At 47.1% G+C, this 13,665-nt stretch carries 28 protein-coding genes; all 28 read left to right on the forward strand.

The genetic code is table 11. The features are described 5' to 3' along the window. A partial coding sequence (locus tag BM099_RS17795; RefSeq protein ID WP_090731033.1) for an EF-Tu C-terminal domain-related protein occupies window positions 1-129 on the forward strand: 129 nt, incomplete at its 5' end. Between the two features lie 178 nt (window positions 130-307). Beyond that, window positions 308-619 carry a 30S ribosomal protein S10 gene (gene rpsJ / locus BM099_RS17800; RefSeq protein ID WP_028470348.1) on the forward strand — a complete coding sequence of 104 codons (312 nt, stop codon included), beginning with the start codon at window positions 308-310 and terminating at the stop codon, window positions 617-619. Between the two features lie 113 nt (window positions 620-732). Further along, window positions 733-1,371, forward strand: coding sequence for a 50S ribosomal protein L3 (gene rplC / locus BM099_RS17805; protein ID WP_090730176.1), 639 nt, complete (start codon window positions 733-735; stop codon window positions 1,369-1,371). A gap of 11 nt (window positions 1,372-1,382) precedes the next feature. Further along, window positions 1,383-1,988 carry a 50S ribosomal protein L4 gene (gene rplD, locus BM099_RS17810; RefSeq protein ID WP_090730178.1) on the forward strand — a complete coding sequence of 202 codons (606 nt, stop codon included), beginning with the start codon at window positions 1,383-1,385 and terminating at the stop codon, window positions 1,986-1,988. Then, window positions 1,985-2,281: a 50S ribosomal protein L23 gene (gene rplW / locus BM099_RS17815; protein ID WP_090730180.1), complete on the forward strand. Its 297-nt coding sequence runs from the start codon at window positions 1,985-1,987 to the stop codon at window positions 2,279-2,281. Before rplD ends, rplW begins: the two co-directional genes overlap by 4 nt. Window positions 2,282-2,294: 13 nt before the next feature. After that, window positions 2,295-3,122, forward strand: coding sequence for a 50S ribosomal protein L2 (gene rplB, locus BM099_RS17820; protein WP_090730183.1), 828 nt, complete (start codon window positions 2,295-2,297; stop codon window positions 3,120-3,122). Window positions 3,123-3,141: 19 nt separating this feature from the next. After that, entirely contained in the window at window positions 3,142-3,420 is a 279-nt protein-coding gene (rpsS, locus tag BM099_RS17825) for a 30S ribosomal protein S19 (protein ID WP_090730185.1), read from the forward strand. A 14-nt stretch (window positions 3,421-3,434) separates the two neighbouring features. Further along, window positions 3,435-3,764 (forward strand): 50S ribosomal protein L22, encoded by a 330-nt coding sequence (rplV, locus tag BM099_RS17830; protein ID WP_090730188.1) that lies wholly within the window; start codon window positions 3,435-3,437, stop codon window positions 3,762-3,764. 24 nt (window positions 3,765-3,788) lie between these two features. After that, window positions 3,789-4,475: a 30S ribosomal protein S3 gene (gene rpsC, locus BM099_RS17835; protein ID WP_090730190.1), complete on the forward strand. Its 687-nt coding sequence runs from the start codon at window positions 3,789-3,791 to the stop codon at window positions 4,473-4,475. Between the two features lie 11 nt (window positions 4,476-4,486). Continuing rightward, window positions 4,487-4,900, forward strand: coding sequence for a 50S ribosomal protein L16 (gene rplP, locus BM099_RS17840; protein WP_090730192.1), 414 nt, complete (start codon window positions 4,487-4,489; stop codon window positions 4,898-4,900). Next, the gene (rpmC, locus tag BM099_RS17845; protein ID WP_090730194.1) at window positions 4,900-5,094 is read left to right on the forward strand and encodes a 50S ribosomal protein L29; all 195 of its coding nucleotides are present in this window, start codon (window positions 4,900-4,902) and stop codon (window positions 5,092-5,094) included. The genes rplP and rpmC overlap by 1 nt, the downstream gene beginning before the upstream one ends. Then, window positions 5,091-5,354, forward strand: a complete 264-nt coding sequence (gene rpsQ / locus BM099_RS17850) for a 30S ribosomal protein S17 (RefSeq protein ID WP_090730196.1) — start codon at window positions 5,091-5,093, stop codon at window positions 5,352-5,354. Before rpmC ends, rpsQ begins: the two co-directional genes overlap by 4 nt. Window positions 5,355-5,429: 75 nt before the next feature. Continuing rightward, window positions 5,430-5,798: a 50S ribosomal protein L14 gene (rplN, locus tag BM099_RS17855; RefSeq protein WP_028470359.1), complete on the forward strand. Its 369-nt coding sequence runs from the start codon at window positions 5,430-5,432 to the stop codon at window positions 5,796-5,798. A gap of 98 nt (window positions 5,799-5,896) precedes the next feature. Next, window positions 5,897-6,220, forward strand: coding sequence for a 50S ribosomal protein L24 (rplX, locus tag BM099_RS17860; RefSeq protein ID WP_090730199.1), 324 nt, complete (start codon window positions 5,897-5,899; stop codon window positions 6,218-6,220). A 12-nt stretch (window positions 6,221-6,232) separates the two neighbouring features. After that, window positions 6,233-6,772 carry a 50S ribosomal protein L5 gene (gene rplE, locus BM099_RS17865; RefSeq protein ID WP_090730201.1) on the forward strand — a complete coding sequence of 180 codons (540 nt, stop codon included), beginning with the start codon at window positions 6,233-6,235 and terminating at the stop codon, window positions 6,770-6,772. Between the two features lie 12 nt (window positions 6,773-6,784). Continuing rightward, window positions 6,785-7,090, forward strand: a complete 306-nt coding sequence (gene rpsN / locus BM099_RS17870) for a 30S ribosomal protein S14 (protein ID WP_090730204.1) — start codon at window positions 6,785-6,787, stop codon at window positions 7,088-7,090. Window positions 7,091-7,172: 82 nt separating this feature from the next. Next, a complete protein-coding gene (rpsH, locus tag BM099_RS17875; protein ID WP_090730206.1) occupies window positions 7,173-7,565 on the forward strand; it encodes a 30S ribosomal protein S8 in 393 nt (130 codons plus the stop codon). A gap of 9 nt (window positions 7,566-7,574) precedes the next feature. Then, window positions 7,575-8,108, forward strand: a complete 534-nt coding sequence (gene rplF, locus BM099_RS17880) for a 50S ribosomal protein L6 (protein WP_090730209.1) — start codon at window positions 7,575-7,577, stop codon at window positions 8,106-8,108. Between the two features lie 9 nt (window positions 8,109-8,117). Next, window positions 8,118-8,468 (forward strand): 50S ribosomal protein L18, encoded by a 351-nt coding sequence (rplR, locus tag BM099_RS17885; protein ID WP_090730211.1) that lies wholly within the window; start codon window positions 8,118-8,120, stop codon window positions 8,466-8,468. Between the two features lie 11 nt (window positions 8,469-8,479). Beyond that, entirely contained in the window at window positions 8,480-8,980 is a 501-nt protein-coding gene (rpsE, locus tag BM099_RS17890) for a 30S ribosomal protein S5 (protein ID WP_028470366.1), read from the forward strand. Between the two features lie 6 nt (window positions 8,981-8,986). Further along, a complete protein-coding gene (rpmD, locus tag BM099_RS17895) occupies window positions 8,987-9,169 on the forward strand; it encodes a 50S ribosomal protein L30 (protein WP_028470367.1) in 183 nt (60 codons plus the stop codon). 12 nt (window positions 9,170-9,181) lie between these two features. Beyond that, window positions 9,182-9,616 (forward strand): 50S ribosomal protein L15, encoded by a 435-nt coding sequence (rplO, locus tag BM099_RS17900; RefSeq protein ID WP_090730213.1) that lies wholly within the window; start codon window positions 9,182-9,184, stop codon window positions 9,614-9,616. Beyond that, a complete protein-coding gene (gene secY / locus BM099_RS17905; protein WP_090730215.1) occupies window positions 9,617-10,945 on the forward strand; it encodes a preprotein translocase subunit SecY in 1,329 nt (442 codons plus the stop codon). Between the two features lie 18 nt (window positions 10,946-10,963). Then, window positions 10,964-11,080: a 50S ribosomal protein L36 gene (gene rpmJ / locus BM099_RS17910; RefSeq protein WP_007021200.1), complete on the forward strand. Its 117-nt coding sequence runs from the start codon at window positions 10,964-10,966 to the stop codon at window positions 11,078-11,080. Window positions 11,081-11,211: 131 nt separating this feature from the next. Further along, window positions 11,212-11,568, forward strand: coding sequence for a 30S ribosomal protein S13 (rpsM, locus tag BM099_RS17915; RefSeq protein WP_090730217.1), 357 nt, complete (start codon window positions 11,212-11,214; stop codon window positions 11,566-11,568). 25 nt (window positions 11,569-11,593) lie between these two features. After that, window positions 11,594-11,983: a 30S ribosomal protein S11 gene (rpsK, locus tag BM099_RS17920; protein ID WP_028470372.1), complete on the forward strand. Its 390-nt coding sequence runs from the start codon at window positions 11,594-11,596 to the stop codon at window positions 11,981-11,983. 15 nt (window positions 11,984-11,998) lie between these two features. Next, the gene (gene rpsD, locus BM099_RS17925) at window positions 11,999-12,619 is read left to right on the forward strand and encodes a 30S ribosomal protein S4 (protein WP_090730219.1); all 621 of its coding nucleotides are present in this window, start codon (window positions 11,999-12,001) and stop codon (window positions 12,617-12,619) included. Window positions 12,620-12,645: 26 nt separating this feature from the next. Further along, window positions 12,646-13,650 carry a DNA-directed RNA polymerase subunit alpha gene (locus BM099_RS17930; protein ID WP_090730220.1) on the forward strand — a complete coding sequence of 335 codons (1,005 nt, stop codon included), beginning with the start codon at window positions 12,646-12,648 and terminating at the stop codon, window positions 13,648-13,650. Window positions 13,651-13,665: the final 15 nt, after the last annotated feature.

Here is a 13,665-nt window from a genome sequence, read left to right on the forward strand (position 1 = left end):
CCAGGTGACAACGTTAAGATGGTTGTTACTCTGATTGCACCAATCGCAATGGATGAAGGTCTGCGTTTTGCGATTCGTGAAGGCGGTCGTACTGTAGGCGCTGGTGTAGTATCTAAAATTATCGCGTAATTCCTTTTCGGGATTGAGTGATAGTAAAAAGCCCTCTTATTGAGGGCTTTTTTGCTTTTGGTTAATAATTAGTCGGCCGGCCTTGACGTGGGCTGCTCTCCTGAGTAGAATTTGCGTCCCCTTCATAGAAGGGGAGGTCGGCTATTGCCGTAATAATCATTTGAAAAGTGTGATCAAAATGCAAAATCAGAAAATCAGAATTCGTCTGAAAGCGTTTGATCATCGCCTGATCGATTCGTCCGCGCAGGAAATTGTAAATACTGCTAAGCGTACGGGTGCACAGGTGCATGGTCCGATCCCGCTTCCAACTCGCAAAGAACGTTTTACCGTTCTGATCTCTCCGCATGTCAATAAAGATGCGCGTGATCAGTACGAAATTCGTACGCATAAGCGTGTTCTGGATATCGTTGAGCCAACAGAAAAAACTGTTGATGCTTTGATGAAGCTGGATCTAGCTGCGGGTGTAGAAGTGCAGATCAGTTTAGGCTAATCAGTCACTGCGCAGAATTATTTATTTAATGAAGCGCTGTTTGTGGAATGTTCCTGAAATGGACAGCCGTAGTGGGTAACAGCCCCGTACACAACTGGCAAGAGGTATAGGAAATGTCTGTAGGTTTAATCGGACGTAAAGCGGGTATGACTCGCATCTTCACAGAAGATGGCGTATCCGTGCCAGTCACGGTCATCGAGGTGGATCCGAATCGCGTAACGCAGGTTAAAACTGTTGAAACTGACGGCTACATGGCTGTGCAGGTGACTACTGGTGCTGTTAAGGCTAATCGCCTGAACAAACCAAAAGCGGGTCACTTCGCTAAAGCTAGCGTAGAAGCAGGACGTGGTTTGTGGGAGTTCCGTCTGTCGGGTGATGAAGGTATCAACGTTGGTGATTCACTAACGGTTGAGCGCTTCGCAGTAGGTCAGAAAGTAGATGTTGCCGGTCAATCTAAAGGTAAAGGTTTCCAGGGTGCTATTAAGCGCTGGAACTTTTCCATGCAAGATGCGACTCATGGTAACTCACTATCTCACCGTTCTGCAGGTTCCATCGGTCAGTGTCAGACTCCTGGTCGTGTTTGGAAAGGCAAGAAGATGGCAGGTCACATGGGCGCTGAGCGCGTTACTGTTCAGACTCTAGAAGTTGTACGTGTAGACGTAGAACGTAACCTGTTATTGATCAAGGGTGCTGTTCCAGGCGCAACTGGCGGTGACGTAATCGTTAAACTAGCTGTTAAAGCTGGCGCCTAAGGGGGGTTATGATGAATCTGAATCTCGCTGGAGCTAATGGATCGGTCGAAGTATCCGATCTGGCATTTGGTAAAGAATTCAACGAAGCATTGGTTCACCAGGTTGTTAACGCATACCTGGCTGGTGCTCGTCAAGGTACAAAAGCACAGAAAACTCGCTCTGAAGTTTCTGGTGGTGGTGCTAAGCCATTCCGTCAGAAAGGAACAGGTCGTGCGCGTGCCGGTACAATTCGTTCGCCTATCTGGCGTAGTGGTGGCGTTACGTTTGCTGCGAAGCCTCGTAACCACTCGCAGAAAGTGAACAAAAAAATGTATCGTGCAGCGATGCGTTGCATCTTCTCTGAATTGGTTCGCCAGGATCGCCTGGTAGTTGTTGATCAGTTCTCCATGGATACGCCAAAAACTAAACAGTTTATTGCTAAGATGAAAGAATTTGATCTGGCAAACGCGTTGATCGTAACTGAAGATGTTGAAGCAAACCTATACCTGGCTGCTCGTAATGTTCCGCATGTGGACGTACGTGATGTTGCAGGAATCGACCCGGTTAGCCTGGTTGGTTTTGATAAGGTTGTAGTTACTGTACCTGCTCTTAAGAAAATTGAGGAGGCATTAGCATGAACCAGGAACGTCTATACAAAGTATTGTTAGGTCCTCATATCTCGGAAAAAGCAACTATTGTCGCTGACGATGCTCAGCAGGTAGTTTTTCGTGTGGCTAAAGATGCTACCAAACCTGAAATCAAAGAAGCGGTTGAGCAGCTGTTTAACGTCAAAGTATCTGGCGTAAACGTTCTCAATGCTAAGGGTAAGACCAAGCGCACTGCACGCGGCCTAGGCAAGCGTAGCGATGTTCGTAAGGCATATGTATGTCTTGCTGCTGGCTCTGAGATTGATTTTCTTGGTGGCGAATAAGAGAGGTTAAGTTATGGCGGTTATGAAATCAAAGCCAACCTCTGCTGGACGTCGTCACGTAGTTAAGGTTGCAAGTGTTGAGCTGCATAAAGGCAAGCCTTTAGCTGCATTGATCGAAAAGAAAAGCAAGAGCGGTGGTCGTAACAATAATGGTCGCATTACGACTCGTCACATTGGTGGCGGTCATAAGCAGCATTATCGTGTAGTTGATTTTCGTCGCAATAAGGATGGTATCCCAGCCGTTGTTGAACATCTGGAATATGATCCGAACCGTACTGCGCACCTTGCCCTGCTGAAATATGCAGATGGTGAGCGTCGCTACATTATTGCGCCAAAAGGTGTTGTTGCTGGAGCTACTGTTGTTTCCGGTATTGATGCTGATATTAAAGCGGGTAACACGTTGCCGTTGCGCAACATACCTTTGGGTAGTGTTATTCACTGTATCGAACTGAAGCCTGGTAAAGGTGCTCAGATCGCTCGTTCTGCGGGTACATCTGCTCAGTTAGTTGCGCGTGAAGGAACTTACGCTACATTGCGTCTGCGTTCTGGTGAAATGCGTAAAGTGCTGGTTGAGTGTCGCGCAACGTTGGGTGAAGTTGGCAACAGCGAACATAGTCTTCGTCAGCTCGGTAAAGCCGGTGCTAAGCGTTGGTTGGGTGTTCGTCCTACCGTCCGCGGTGTTGCAATGAACCCAGTTGATCACCCACATGGTGGTGGTGAAGGTCGTACTTCGGGCGGTCGTCATCCTGTTACACCGTGGGGCGTTCCAACTAAAGGTTATAAGACACGTAAGAACAAGCGTACGAACAAACTAATCGTTCGTCGTCGTTCGGCTAAGTAACTAACTTGAGGATACAGCTGTGCCACGTTCACTGAAGAAAGGTCCATTTATCGACCTTCACCTGTTGAAGAAGGTAGAGGCTGCAATTGATGCGGGCGATCGTAAGCCAATTAAAACTTGGTCACGTCGCTCTACTATCTTCCCACATTTTGTTGGGATGACGATTGCAGTTCATAACGGCCGCCAGCACGTTCCAGTCTTCGTGACTGAAGATATGGTCGGCCATAAACTTGGCGAATTCGCTGCTACACGTACTTACCGTGGTCATGCTGCGGATAAGAAGGCTAAGAAGCGTTAATAAGGGGTTAAATGATGGAAGTCGCTGCTAAATTAATAGGCGCCCGCATTTCTGCCCAGAAAGCGCGCTTAGTCGCAGATCAGATTCGCGGGAAGTCGGTGGGTGAAGCTTTGAATATCTTAGCTTTCAGTCCGAAAAAAGGAGCAGATATCGTCAAGAAAGTGCTGGAGTCTGCGATTGCAAACGCCGAGCATAATGACGGTGCTGATATTGATGAGCTGCATGTCTCTGTTGTCTTCGTTGATGAAGGTGTGACTATGAAGCGAATCAAGCCACGTGCCAAGGGTCGCGCAGATCGCATCCTGAAGCGCAACTCCCACATCACCGTTAAGGTGTCCGACTAAGGCTGAGTGCTAGGAGAGTTCGTTATGGGTCAGAAAATACATCCGACCGGTATTCGACTTGGAATCGTCAAAGATCACACGTCTGTGTGGTATGCCGATAAGTCTGAATATGCAAGAAAATTGCTGAACGATCTTCAGGTGCGTGAATACCTTGAAGGTCAGTTAAAAAATGCTTCTGTCAGCCGCATCGAAATTGAGCGTCCTGCACAGAATGCAAAGATCACTATATACACGGCTCGTCCAGGTATCGTGATTGGTAAAAAAGGTGAAGATGTTGAGAAACTGCGTAATGCTGTTTCTAAAATGATGGGTGTTCCCGTTCACATCAACATCGAAGAAATTCGTAAGCCAGAACTAGATGCAATGTTAGTGGCACAAGGTGTTGCTAGTCAGCTTGAGCGTCGCGTTATGTTCCGTCGTGCTATGAAGCGTGCGGTTCAGAATGCAATGCGCTTAGGTGCTAAGGGCATTAAGATTCAGGTAGGCGGACGTTTAGGTGGCGCTGAGATCGCACGTTCTGAGTGGTATCGTGAAGGTCGTGTACCTTTGCATACACTGCGTGCAGATATCGATTACGCACCTTATGAGGCGCACACTACTTATGGTGTGATTGGCGTTAAAGTCTGGATCTTCAAAGGTGAAGTTCTTGGTGGTATCGGTCAGGTACGTGCTGAGAAAAATAACGCACCTAAGAAGAAAGGTTCTAAGTGAGGTAAACGTCAATGTTGCAACCTAAACGACTTAAATTCCGTAAGATGATGAAAGGCCGCAATCGCGGTCTGGCACATCGCGGTAGCAAAGTTAGCTTTGGTGAGTACGGTCTCAAAGCTACCGGCCGTGGTCGTATTACTGCGCGCCAGATTGAAGCGGCGCGTCGTGCTATGACCCGTCACGTTAAACGTGGTGGTAAAATCTGGATTCGTATCTTTCCAGATAAGCCGATTACTAATAAGCCACTAGAAGTACGTATGGGTAAAGGTAAGGGTAACGTTGAGTATTGGGTAGCGCAGATCCAGCCGGGTCGTGTGTTATTTGAAATTAGCGGTGTACCTGAAGAACTGGTTAATGAAGCTTTTGCTCTTGCGACTGCTAAATTGCCGGTGTCTACAACCATTGTCAAACGGACGGTGATGTGATGAATGCCAAAGAACTTCGTGAAAAGTCTTCAGAAGAACTTCAGCAAGTATTGCTGGGTTTACTGAAAGATCAGTTCCATCTGCGTATGCAGAAATCAACTGGTCAGCTGTCACAGACTCACCTTCTGGGTCAGGTTCGTCGCGACGTGGCTCGCGTTAAGACAGTACTGAATGATAAGGCAGGTGAAAAATGAGCGCTGAAAAACGTACTCGAACCGTTGTTGGCCGTGTCGTCAGCGACAAGATGGATAAAACCATCACAGTTCTGGTTGAGCGTAAAGAGAAGCATCCGATATACGGAAAGTTCATGACTCGCTCCTCTAAGCTGCATGCTCATGACGAAAAGAATGAGTGCCATGCGGGTGATCTCGTAACGATCGAAGAAACCCGTCCTTACTCCAAGAGTAAAACTTGGGCGCTTGTACGTATTGAAGAGCGTGCTGCGAAGGTGTAGAATACGCGCCTTCGCTCCAGTGACGGTTTGCCCGTCATGATTTTGACGGGCAGCTAACATATTTTGGAGTAGACCATGATTCAAACTGAATCGATGCTTGATGTCGCTGATAACAGCGGTGCCAAGCGAGTACAGTGTATTAAGGTTCTGGGTGGTTCACACCGCCGTTACGCAGGTATTGGTGACATCATTAAAGTTACTGTGAAGGAAGCAATTCCGCGCGGTAAAGTTAAAAAAGGTCAGGTTCTTAATGCCGTTGTTGTACGTACCCGTAAAGGTGTTCGTCGTCCAGATGGTTCTGTAATCCGCTTTGATGTTAACTCTGCGGTATTGCTGAATGCGAACAACGCACCTATGGGTACGCGTATTTTTGGCCCAGTAACGCGTGAACTTCGCTCTGAAAAGTTCATGAAAATCATTTCCCTGGCGCCTGAAGTGCTTTAAGACAGAATTCTTTGGAGTTTTGTCTGTTTAACGCCACTCCCGAAAGGGTTTGGCGTTTTTGAGCATGAGCAGGTAGTAGGAAGCGATAAAGGTATAGCATGCGTAAAATTAAACGTGACGACGAAGTGGTCGTTATCGCAGGTAAAGATAAAGGTAAGCGCGGTAAAGTTCTTCGTGTATTGAAGGATGATCGTCTTATTATTTCCGGTATCAACATGATCAAGAAAAGCACCAAGCCTAACCCTCAGTTGGGTAAGCCGGGTGGTATTGTTGAGAAAGAAGCTGGGATTGCTACTTCGAATGTTGCGATTTTCAATTCAGCAACAGGTAAAGGTGATCGTGTGGGCTTTAAAGTGCTTGAAGATGGCACCAAGGTTCGCTTCTTCAAGTCCAACGGCGAAATCGTCGGCGGCGGAAAATAAGGAGCGAATGTTATGTCAAGATTAAAAGCGCTTTATGCTAACGAAGTTAAGCAGAAGCTGAAAGAAGAGTTAAGCAGCCCGAACATTATGGCTGTTCCGCGTCTGACTAAAATCACACTGAACATGGGTGTGGGTGAAGCTTTAGGTGATAAAAAGCAGTTGGAATACGCTGTAAATGATATGACCAAAATTGCTGGTCAGAAACCTGTAGTGACATTGGCGCGTACATCTATCGCTGGTTTCAAGGTACGTGAAGGTTGGCCTATCGGTTGTAAGGTTACCTTGCGCGGACAACAGATGTGGGAATTCCTGGATCGCCTGATAGATGTTTCTATCCCGCGTATTCGTGACTTCCGTGGCCTGAACCCGAAATCTTTTGACGGTCGTGGCAACTACAGCATGGGTGTCAAAGAGCAGATTATCTTCCCTGAAATCGAATTTGATAAAGTAGATAAGATGCGTGGTCTGGATATTACGATCACAACTACTGCTAAGACAAACGACGAGGGTCGCGCCCTGCTGGCTGCCCTGAATTTTCCGTTTAAGATTTAACAGGGGTAAAGAATGGCTAAGTCATCTATGAAGGCGCGTGAAGATAAGCGCACCAAAGCTGTTGCTAAATACGCTGTTAAGCGTACACAGCTTAAAGAAATTATTAATAGTGCCGCCTCTTCGGAAGAAGAGCGTTGGGACGCAACTGTTGCGCTGCAGAAACTGCCGCGTGACTCTAGCCCGAGCCGTCAGCGTAATCGTTGTCAGATTACTGGTCGCCCACATGGTGTGTATCGTAAATTTGGTCTGTGTCGTAACAAGTTACGTGAAGCAGCAATGCGCGGTGATGTTCCGGGTCTTAAGAAAGCAAGCTGGTAAGACAGTTTGTTAAATGGTAAGCACAATGGTCTGGGCAGGAAACTGCTACCGCATTGTGCTGCACAACTGAGGAAGTAAATGCATGAGCATGCAAGATACATTAGCGGATATGTTTACTCGTATCCGTAATGGTCATATGGCTGAAAAAACAGCTGTATCCATGCCGTCTTCCAAGATCAAAGTATCAGTTGCTGAAGTGTTGAAGAGTGAAGGTTATATCGCTGACTACGCTGTAGAAGGTGAAGCTAAACCTCTTCTCACTATCGAACTGAAATATTTTGATGGTAAGCCGGTAATCGAAGAGATTAAACGAGTTAGTCGTCCAGGTCTGCGCATCTATAAGGCAACTAAAGAGCTGCCTACTATCGCAGCTGGTCTTGGTGTTGCGATCGTATCTACCTCTAAAGGTATGATGACTGATCGTGCTGCACGCGCTGCCGGTATCGGTGGTGAAATCATTTGCACGGTATTCTAAGGGGTTACAATGTCACGTATTGCTAAAAATCCCGTAGTCATTCCTGCAGGTGTAGAACTGAAACTTGATGGACAGTCCGTTAGTGTTACTGGTAAGAATGGCCAGTTAGCTATCAACATGCATCCATCTGTTTCAATGGAACAAGAAGGTGATGTTCTGACTTTTGCTGCTCGCGATGGTTCTAAAATTGCGCGTTCTATGTCAGGCACTGCTCGTTCTATTGTGAACAATATGGTTGTCGGTGTATGCGAAGGTTTCGCGAAAACTTTATTATTACAGGGTGTTGGTTACCGTGCTGCCGTTAAAGGAAGCGCTATTAATCTTACTCTGGGTTTCTCGCATCCAATCGAATATCAATTGCCTGAAGGCATAACAGCTGAAATGCCTAACCAAACCACAATTGTTATTCGTGGTGCTGATAAACAGCGGGTTGGTCAGGTCGCGGCAGAAGTTCGTGCGTTCCGTCCACCAGAGCCTTATAAAGGTAAGGGTGTGCGTTATGCTGACGAACATGTTCGTCGTAAAGAGGCTAAGAAGAAGTAAGGCAGGGTTATGAACGCTAAGAAAAAAGCTCGTATTCGTCGCTCACTGCGTGCTCGCCTGAAAATGCGTGAACTGGGTGCTGCGCGTCTGTGTGTTAACCGCACACCACGTCACATTTATGCTCAGCTAATTTCTGCTGATGGCGGCCAGGTTCTGGCTTCCGCATCAACAGTTGAGCAAGCGCTGCGCACAGGCAGTACTGGTAACGCCGAAGCTGCAGTAAAAGTAGGCGCACTGATTGCAGAGCGCGCTAAAGAAGCAGGTATCACTAAGGTTGCTTTTGATCGTTCGGGATTTAAATTCCACGGTCGTATAAAAGCGCTAGCTGACGCAGCCCGTGAAGGCGGCCTGGAATTCTAAAGGGGTCGATGATGTCAAATCACGAACAAAAAGATGGTGATCTACAGGAAAAGCTAGTTCAAGTAAATCGCGTTGCCAAAGTAGTAAAAGGCGGACGTATTTTTGCTTTTACAGCACTGACTGTAGTTGGTGACGGTAAAGGGCGTGTTGGTTTCGGCCGAGGTAAAGCCCGCGAAGTGCCTGTTGCAATTCAAAAAGCAATGGAAGCCGCTCGTCGCAACATGATCCGTGTTGAGCTTAATGGTGATACTTTGCAGTATCCTATTAAAGCACGTCACGGTGCGTCAAAAGTTTATATGCAGCCAGCCTCTCAGGGTACTGGTGTAATTGCCGGTGGTGCTATGCGTTCCGTTTTGGAAATTGCTGGTGTGCATAACGTATTGGCTAAATGCTACGGATCTACAAATCCTATCAACGTTGTACGTGCAACATTTAAAGGTTTGCAGCAAATGCGCTCACCTGAAGATATTGCCGCTAAGCGTGGTAAGTCTGTAGAAGAGATTCTGGGGTAGACGATTATGGCTAATACTTTGAAAGTAAAACTGGTCCGCAGCCCAATCGGTATCCTGCCTAAGCACAAATTATGTGTTAAGGGTCTTGGTTTGCGCCGTATCGGACATATTGTTGAGCTGGAAGATACTCCTTCAGTTCGCGGTATGATCAATAAAGTCCACTACATGGTTAGTGTAGTAGGCGAGTAAGAGGAGTTCGTCATGCGTCTGAACACTCTAAGTCCAGCTGCTGGTTCTAAGCCTGCACCAAAACGCGTAGGACGCGGTATTGGTTCTGGTTTGGGCAAAACCGGTGGTCGTGGTCACAAGGGTCAGAAGTCCCGCTCTGGCGGTACTGTAAAACCGGGTTTTGAAGGCGGTCAGATGCCGTTGCAGCGTCGTCTGCCGAAGTTCGGCTTCACTTCCCGTATAGCTCGTTTTGTTGCAGAAGTTCGTTTGAACGAACTGAACGGCATTGAAGCGGAAGTAATCGATCTGGCAGCATTGAAAGCTGCAGATATTATCTCTGAAGAGATCAAGTCTGCAAAAATCATTCTGTCAGGTGAGCTTAAGAAAGCAGTCAACATCAAAGGTCTTCGTGTGACCAAAGGTGCTTTGGTTGCAATCGAAACTGCTGGCGGCAAAGTCGAGGCGTAAATGGCTAAGAAAGGATCAATACCGGCAGGCAATCAGAGTGGTTTAGGTGAGCTATGGTCTCGTCTGCGCTTTGTGTTGCTGGCTATCGTGGTTTATCGTATCGGTGCACACATACCTGTGCCTGGTATTAACCCTGATCGTCTGGCCGCACTGTTCGATCAAAATCAGGGGACGATTCTCAGCCTCTTTAATATGTTCTCAGGCGGTGCTTTAGAGCGTATGAGTATTCTTGCGCTTGGTATCATGCCTTATATCTCTGCCTCTATTATTATGCAGTTGATGACGGTGGTGAGTCCGCAGCTTGAGCAATTAAAGAAAGAAGGTGAGTCGGGTCGTCGTAAGATCAATCAATACACACGCTACGGTACTGTCCTGCTGGCTACTGTTCAGTCGTTTGGTATGGCTGTTGGACTAGCTAATCAGGGTGTTGCCTTCCTTGGAGGGCCCAGCTTCTACTTTGTCGCCGTTGTGACATTGGTAGCTGGCGCAGTTTTCCTGATGTGGTTAGGAGAGCAGGTAACTGAGCGCGGTATTGGTAATGGTATTTCGATTTTGATTTTCGCTGGTATTGTTGCTGGTTTACCGAGTGCCATCGGGCAGTCTTTCGAGTCTGCACGACAGGGTGACCTGAACATTCTTGCGTTACTGGCGATTGCTGTATTAGCGGTTGCTACAGTCGGATTTGTTGTATTTATGGAGCGCGGCCAACGCCGTATCACCATAAATTACGCGAAACGTCAGCAAGGACGTCAGGTGTACGCTGCTCAGACCAGCCATCTGCCATTGAAAGTTAATATGGCGGGTGTGATTCCTCCGATCTTTGCGTCTAGTATTTTGCTGTTTCCTGCGTCAGTTGGCCAATGGTTTGGTCAGACTGAAGGAATGGAATGGTTAGGTGATATTGCTTTGGCTCTCGGGCCTGGGCAGCCGCTTTACATCATTTTGTTCTCAGTATGCATAGTGTTCTTCTGTTACTTTTATACGGCGATTATGTTTAATCCTCGTGAAGTGGCAGACAACTTGAAGAAGTCAGGTGCTTTTATTCCGGGCATACGCCCAGGTGAGCAATCGGCTCGTTACATTGACTCTGTGTTGGGTCGCCTAACTTTGTTTGGTGCACTTTACATCACAGCGGTATCTCTCATGCCACAATTTTTAGTTGTTGCCTGGAATGTACCTTTCTACTTTGGCGGAACGTCTTTGCTGATCGTAGTGGTTGTTGTAATGGACTTTATGGCTCAGGTGCAGTCACATTTGATGTCTCACCAATACGAGTCCCTGATGAAAAAATCAAATCTCAAAGGTGGCGGTGCAGGTTTACTGCGCTGAGCGCTCTAGGAGTGGATCATGAAGGTGCGTGCATCTGTTAAAAAGATCTGTCGTAACTGCAAGATTGTACGTCGCAACGGTTCGGTTCGTGTAATCTGCAAGGTGGAACCCCGCCATAAGCAGCGCCAGGGTTAATTTCCTGGAAAGGGAGTAGAGAGCGCGAAGTCTTGATTTAATATTAATCAAGGCGTATAATCTCGCGCTTTCTATGAACGTATTTATAGAATTTTGCTCAATGAGAGCATTTTTAAGATGGAGTAAGTTGAATGGCCCGTATAGCTGGCGTCAATATTCCTGACAATAAGCATGCGGTTATTTCTCTGACTTACATTTATGGGATTGGCCGTACGACTGCAAAGAAAATCTGCGTAACTTCTGGTATTACCGAAGCGACAAAGATTTCAGAGCTTAGCGAAGAGCAGCTCGATGTAGTTCGTGGTGAAGTTGGCAAGTTTACAGTTGAAGGTGACCTACGCCGTGAAGTGTCTATGAGCATTAAACGTCTCATGGATCTCGGTTGTTTCCGTGGTATTCGTCATCGTCGTAACCTGCCTGTTCGTGGGCAGCGTAGTAAGACCAACGCGCGTACGCGCAAAGGTCCACGTAAGCCGATCCGTAAATAAGTGTTAAGCGATAGGAATTTCCAATATGGCTAAGCCAGGTAATCGCACACGTAAGAAAGTTAAAAAGCAAGTCGTAGATGGGTTAGCCCATATCCACGCTTCTTTTAACAATACAATTATCACCATTACCGACCGCCAGGGTAATGCACTTTCATGGGCAACTTCAGGCGGCTCCGGCTTCCGTGGTTCTCGTAAAAGTACACCGTTCGCTGCGCAGGTTGCTGCAGAGCGTGCCGGCCAGGCTGCTTTGGATTATGGTTTGAAAAATCTCGACGTGTTTGTAAAAGGTCCTGGACCTGGTCGTGAATCGGCAGTTCGTGCGCTGAACGGTTGCGGCTACAAAATTACAAACATTACTGATGTCACGCCGATTCCACATAACGGCTGTCGTCCACCGAAAAAACGTCGCGTATAAACTGGAGACGGTATAATGGCAAGATATCTTGGGCCAAAGTGCAAGCTGTCACGCCGTGAAGGTACAGACCTGTTCTTGAAGAGTGGTGTCCGTGCACTGGATAGTAAGTGTAAAGCTGAAACTGTTCCTGGTGTACATGGTGCTCGTCGAGGTCGTCTGTCCGATTACGGTCTACAGCTTCGTGAAAAACAAAAAGTACGTCGTATTTATGGTGTACTGGAACGTCAGTTCCGCAATTACTACAAAGAAGCCGCTCGTCAGGCTGGCTCAACAGGTGAAAACCTGCTTCAGCTGCTTGAAGGTCGTCTGGATAACGTAGTTTATCGTATGGGTTTTGGTTCTACACGTGCTGAAGCTCGTCAGGTCGTATCACACCGACAGATCACGATTAATGGTCAGGTTGTAAACATTGCATCTTATAAAGTGCAAGCGGGTGATGTGGTCGCAGTTCGTGAAAAAGCTAAAAATCAGTTGCGTGTTAAAAGCGCTCTGACTCTAGCTTCGCAGCGTGCTCCAATTGAGTGGGTTTCAGTTGATGCTGGCAAAATGGAAGGCGTTTATAAGTCCGTTCCTGAGCGTAGCGAATTGTCGGCTGACATCAATGAGCAGCTGATCGTTGAGCTGTACTCTAAGTAATTCATGAACTCTTGATTGGTGGAACTATGCAGCGTTCTGTAAATGAGTTTCTGAGTCCTCGTCATATTGACGTTCAGGAAATCAGTAACACACGTGCTAAAGTGACCCTGGAACCGCTTGAACGTGGTTTCGGTCATACGTTGGGTAATGCCTTGCGTCGTATTTTACTTTCTTCAATGCCTGGCTGTGCCATCACTGAAGTTGAGATTGACGGCGTCTTGCATGAATACAGCACAATTGAAGGCGTACAGGAGGATGTCATTGAGATTCTTCTGAACCTTAAAGGCGTTGCTATCACGCTACACAATGGCGAAGAAGCAACTCTGACATTGAGCAAATCAGGCTCAGGTGCTGTAACAGCTGGTGACATTCAGTTGAACCAGGATGCAGAGATTGCAAATCCCGACCACGTGATTGCTCACCTGAACTCAGGCGCGACTCTGAATATGCAGCTTAAGGTAACCAACGGACGTGGTTATGTTCCTGCTGACACTCGCGCTAATGACGAAGATGAAACTCGTGCTATTGGTCGTCTCCAGTTGGATGCTTCTTATAGTCCGGTACGCCGTGTTTCTTATGTTGTCGAAAGTGCTCGTGTGGAGCAGCGTACTGACCTAGATAAGCTGGTTATTGATATCGAGTCAAATGGTACGATTGATCCTGAAGAGTGCATTCGTCGTGCAGCTACAATTCTTCAACATCAGTTGTCTGTTTTTGTTGATCTTGAAGATGCAGCTGACCAGGCGAAGGATGAGCCAGCAGAGCCGGAAGTTGATCCGATTCTGTTGCGCCCAGTCGATGATTTGGAATTGACGGTTCGTTCTGCCAACTGCCTGAAAGCTGAACAGATTTACTATATTGGTGATCTGATCCAGCGGACAGAAGTTGAGCTGCTGAAAACCCCAAATCTAGGTAAGAAGTCGCTGACAGAGATTAAAGATGTACTTGCTTCCAAAGGACTTTCTTTGGGCATGCGTCTTGAAAACTGGCCTCCGGCTAGCCTGAAGAACGACGATAAAATCGCATCGTAAGATGCGGTTTTAACT

The sequence above is a fragment of the Neptunomonas qingdaonensis genome (assembly GCF_900113275.1).
Taxonomy (GTDB): Bacteria; Pseudomonadota; Gammaproteobacteria; order Pseudomonadales; family Balneatricaceae; genus Neptunomonas; species Neptunomonas qingdaonensis.

What these genes read in the sequence shown, in the direction of transcription:
- rpsJ (WP_028470348.1), top strand. Translation starts at nt 308, where the DNA reads ATGCAAAATCAGAAAATCAGAATTCGTCTGAAAGCGTTTGATCATCGC.
- rplC (WP_090730176.1), top strand. Translation starts at nt 733, where the DNA reads ATGTCTGTAGGTTTAATCGGACGTAAAGCGGGTATGACTCGCATCTTC.
- rplD (WP_090730178.1), top strand. Translation starts at nt 1,383, where the DNA reads ATGAATCTGAATCTCGCTGGAGCTAATGGATCGGTCGAAGTATCCGAT.
- rplW (WP_090730180.1), top strand. Translation starts at nt 1,985, where the DNA reads ATGAACCAGGAACGTCTATACAAAGTATTGTTAGGTCCTCATATCTCG.
- rplB (WP_090730183.1), top strand. Translation starts at nt 2,295, where the DNA reads ATGGCGGTTATGAAATCAAAGCCAACCTCTGCTGGACGTCGTCACGTA.
- rplV (WP_090730188.1), top strand. Translation starts at nt 3,435, where the DNA reads ATGGAAGTCGCTGCTAAATTAATAGGCGCCCGCATTTCTGCCCAGAAA.
- rpsC (WP_090730190.1), top strand. Translation starts at nt 3,789, where the DNA reads ATGGGTCAGAAAATACATCCGACCGGTATTCGACTTGGAATCGTCAAA.
- rplP (WP_090730192.1), top strand. Translation starts at nt 4,487, where the DNA reads ATGTTGCAACCTAAACGACTTAAATTCCGTAAGATGATGAAAGGCCGC.
- rpmC (WP_090730194.1), top strand. Translation starts at nt 4,900, where the DNA reads ATGAATGCCAAAGAACTTCGTGAAAAGTCTTCAGAAGAACTTCAGCAA.
- rpsQ (WP_090730196.1), top strand. Translation starts at nt 5,091, where the DNA reads ATGAGCGCTGAAAAACGTACTCGAACCGTTGTTGGCCGTGTCGTCAGC.
- rplN (WP_028470359.1), top strand. Translation starts at nt 5,430, where the DNA reads ATGATTCAAACTGAATCGATGCTTGATGTCGCTGATAACAGCGGTGCC.
- rplX (WP_090730199.1), top strand. Translation starts at nt 5,897, where the DNA reads ATGCGTAAAATTAAACGTGACGACGAAGTGGTCGTTATCGCAGGTAAA.
- rplE (WP_090730201.1), top strand. Translation starts at nt 6,233, where the DNA reads ATGTCAAGATTAAAAGCGCTTTATGCTAACGAAGTTAAGCAGAAGCTG.
- rpsN (WP_090730204.1), top strand. Translation starts at nt 6,785, where the DNA reads ATGGCTAAGTCATCTATGAAGGCGCGTGAAGATAAGCGCACCAAAGCT.
- rpsH (WP_090730206.1), top strand. Translation starts at nt 7,173, where the DNA reads ATGAGCATGCAAGATACATTAGCGGATATGTTTACTCGTATCCGTAAT.
- rplF (WP_090730209.1), top strand. Translation starts at nt 7,575, where the DNA reads ATGTCACGTATTGCTAAAAATCCCGTAGTCATTCCTGCAGGTGTAGAA.
- rplR (WP_090730211.1), top strand. Translation starts at nt 8,118, where the DNA reads ATGAACGCTAAGAAAAAAGCTCGTATTCGTCGCTCACTGCGTGCTCGC.
- rpsE (WP_028470366.1), top strand. Translation starts at nt 8,480, where the DNA reads ATGTCAAATCACGAACAAAAAGATGGTGATCTACAGGAAAAGCTAGTT.
- rpmD (WP_028470367.1), top strand. Translation starts at nt 8,987, where the DNA reads ATGGCTAATACTTTGAAAGTAAAACTGGTCCGCAGCCCAATCGGTATC.
- rplO (WP_090730213.1), top strand. Translation starts at nt 9,182, where the DNA reads ATGCGTCTGAACACTCTAAGTCCAGCTGCTGGTTCTAAGCCTGCACCA.
- secY (WP_090730215.1), top strand. Translation starts at nt 9,617, where the DNA reads ATGGCTAAGAAAGGATCAATACCGGCAGGCAATCAGAGTGGTTTAGGT.
- rpmJ (WP_007021200.1), top strand. Translation starts at nt 10,964, where the DNA reads ATGAAGGTGCGTGCATCTGTTAAAAAGATCTGTCGTAACTGCAAGATT.
- rpsM (WP_090730217.1), top strand. Translation starts at nt 11,212, where the DNA reads ATGGCCCGTATAGCTGGCGTCAATATTCCTGACAATAAGCATGCGGTT.
- rpsK (WP_028470372.1), top strand. Translation starts at nt 11,594, where the DNA reads ATGGCTAAGCCAGGTAATCGCACACGTAAGAAAGTTAAAAAGCAAGTC.
- rpsD (WP_090730219.1), top strand. Translation starts at nt 11,999, where the DNA reads ATGGCAAGATATCTTGGGCCAAAGTGCAAGCTGTCACGCCGTGAAGGT.
- BM099_RS17930 (WP_090730220.1), top strand. Translation starts at nt 12,646, where the DNA reads ATGCAGCGTTCTGTAAATGAGTTTCTGAGTCCTCGTCATATTGACGTT.